Here is a 2,803-nt window from a genome sequence, read left to right as displayed (position 1 = left end):
GAATCTCAAGGGTCGTTACTTTTTATTCGCATTGTTCAATTTTCAAGATGCTGTTCGCTGCCACTCTCTTTCGGACAGCTTTAATATTATATCACAGAACTTTTTCTTTGTCAATAGCTTTTGAAAAATTTTCTATGATTTTTTCGCTCCACAGTGAACCGATCCATGCTGCTCCCGCAGTCTCACTGTTTCCGTCCTCGTGAGGCGACTTAATTATTATATCACGCTGGCAGTATAAAGTCAACACGGAATAATCAACAACCTTGCTTCTCATTTCAAATCGAATTGTGTCGAAATGCCACAAGGGGCTATGACAAAGACAGAGTTATGCACAGTTCCTGGCGGTTTTCCTTCAATGAGAGCGTGACCTCGCTGTCCATCTGATAGCCCGCCTCGCTGAGCAGCTCAAAGATATTCTGTTCCTGTATGTATTCAGCCATGAACTCGTCGTAGATATTCTGCCCGGCAAAGCGCAGTTCTATATTGGTGCTGCCTCTGCTTATCTCACGGCGCACTATCTCCTCGGCGTCCTTCACGGACTCGGCATAAAGTCCGCTGTTGACATAGTAATTCCTGTCGTCGTTGTCGCATTTATACGGAACAAGCACCGTATCATCGGCGATATGGGTCTTTCCGAAGTCCTCGTCGGAGCACAGATAATACATATGTCTCATTTCGCCTGTAACGTCGGTATCCGCCCATGTTACGTCGATATTGTACCATTCTCCGCCCACTCTGACCTGATTCCACGCATGGTTCTCGCCCTCGTCCGTGACTCCTGTTATCAGGACGCTTTCCAGTCCCAGCTCCGAAGCGAGCAGGTCAAAGGCCTTCGCGTAGCCCTCGCAGTTGGCCTCGCCCTCAACGATACAGCCGTAGGAGGTGGCCGCGAACTCCTTGTCGTCGCCTGCCACATAGCGGCATTTCCTGACAAGAAGGTCGTTTATATACCGCACCTTGTACTCGTCGCCATCAAGCCCGTCAGCTCCGCTGACAACAGCTCTCACCGCTTCGTCGAGCTCTTTCTGTTTAGCCTCAACGTCATATATCTTACGGTAGACGATCTTTGCATTGCGCACCTTGTCCGCGGTATAGTACACGGAATCAAGGTAAAAGAAACGGCTCTCCTGCTTTTCCAGCAGGCAATAGAGCTTAGAGTATTCATCTCCGTCGAGCTCACAGGGCAGGGAGATATCCTCCTCATGTTCCGATATACCGCGGTAAAGAGCGGTATAAACGGACTTTTCCTTCCTTGTGAGCCCACGGTAGGCGGGTCTGTATTCAGACTCGTCCGTGGTGAGATACTCCGCATCGGGATACCCTTTCAGTATTCCCGAATCCTTGATGTATTTGCCTGCGATCAGCAGAAACGCCGCACATATTATAACAAGCAGGACAGCTGTTTTCTTATTTCCCAATTCAGTTCTCCGAGATCATAACGGTGTTGTTCTTGATTTTGAATGACGGCAGATTTTCCACGAACTTGCTGAACTTGGAATAGCCGTAGCTCTTGACGTCAAAGCCCGGTATCTTGGCGCAGAGCTGCTTTTTCAGCTCGCCCAGATTATAGCCCTTGTCGCCGTTGGTGCGGACAATGCCCGCAAGAGTGTTCTCGATGCGTTCAAGGTCGGTCATACTTGTCTTCTGGGACACAAGTATGCTGCTGCCCTCCTGACGGAAGCTGAGTCCATCGAACTCTTTCAGGAACTGCGAGAACTTGGAATAGCCGTAGTTTCGCACATCAAAGTCGGGATAGCGGTTGAGGAGCCTGCTTCCCAGCTCACCGATATTGATCTCGTCCCTGAGGTTGGCATTTTCGGTGATTATGCGGACTATGGCCGTTTCGAGAGTCTTCAGCTCAAGCTTCTCGCTCTCGCCTGTGCTCTGGAGCTCCTCGTCGGCAAGGATCTCAAGGTACTTGAAGGCGTTGCAGGCAGTGCTGAAGGGCTTGGGAGTCTTCTGCTCGCCCATGCCTATGACCTGCATACCCGACTCACGGAGGCGGATAGCCAGCCTTGTGAAGTCGCTGTCACTTGATACTATGCAGAAGCCGTCCACATTATGAGAATAGAGTATATCCATGGCGTCGATTATCATAGCCGAATCCGTGGCATTCTTGCCGGTGGTGTAGCTGTACTGCTGCACGGGAGTAATGGCGTTGTCCAGAGCCATGCCCTTCCAGCCTGCAAGGTTCGGTCTTGTCCAGTCACCGTACACTCTCTTGTAGGTGACTACGCCGTAGTTTGATACCTCGTCCAGTATATACTTCGTGTACTTAGCCGCAACGTTATCCGCATCGATAAGAACGGCATAGCGCATTTCCTTTTCCATGATTCACCTCGTAGTGATATATAGTAATACATATTCATTATAACATTTTAATCAATATTTGTATATAGTAAATCCGCACAAAGACAAGGGACCGCCTTTGTGCGGATTATAAGAACATTTTTTGTCACGGGAAGAATGCCGGTCATCACGGTCTTCTGCGCGGAGATATAAAAAATCCCGAAACTAATGCTTCGGGATTCGTGTAATACCAAGGTTATTACCCCAGTACTATGGAGCGGATTACGAGGCTCGAACTCGCTACCTCCACCTTGGCAAGGTGGCGCTCTACCAGATGAGCTAAATCCGCATTGTATATAGAACGCTCTCGCGTTCTATATGGTGCTTCCGGTCGGAATCGAACCAACGACACGGGGATTTTCAGTCCCCTGCTCTACCGACTGAGCTACAGAAGCGTGTTGGCGACCCCGAACAGACTCGAACTGTCGACCTCCTGCGTGACAGGCAGGCGTTC

General features: G+C 49.7%; 2 protein-coding genes and 2 tRNA genes. All 4 read right to left on the bottom strand.

Annotated elements, in window-relative coordinates; translation table 11 throughout:
- Positions 1–308: 308 nt before the first annotated feature.
- Entirely contained in the window at positions 309–1,418 is a 1,110-nt protein-coding gene (locus Q0Y65_RS15710; protein ID WP_297961978.1) for a transglutaminase domain-containing protein, read from the bottom strand.
- 1 nt (position 1,419) lies between these two features.
- Positions 1,420–2,331, bottom strand: a complete 912-nt coding sequence (locus tag Q0Y65_RS15705) for an NYN domain-containing protein (protein WP_297961975.1) — start codon at positions 2,329–2,331, stop codon at positions 1,420–1,422.
- A 231-nt stretch (positions 2,332–2,562) separates the two neighbouring features.
- A tRNA-Gly gene (locus Q0Y65_RS15700) sits at positions 2,563–2,638 on the bottom strand.
- A gap of 30 nt (positions 2,639–2,668) precedes the next feature.
- Positions 2,669–2,744, bottom strand: a tRNA-Phe gene (locus tag Q0Y65_RS15695).
- Positions 2,745–2,803: the final 59 nt, after the last annotated feature.

Origin of the sequence: uncultured Ruminococcus sp., from assembly GCF_947301925.1 — a bacterium.
In the GTDB taxonomy this organism is placed as follows: domain Bacteria; phylum Bacillota; class Clostridia; order Oscillospirales; family Ruminococcaceae; genus Ruminococcus.
Note: the sequence above shows the minus strand (reverse complement) of the source record. Positions and strands in the feature narration are given on the sequence as shown.

Coding starts and splice junctions, on each gene's coding strand:
- Q0Y65_RS15705 (WP_297961975.1), bottom strand. CDS start 2,331: ATGGAAAAGGAAATGCGCTATGCCGTTCTTATCGATGCGGATAACGTT.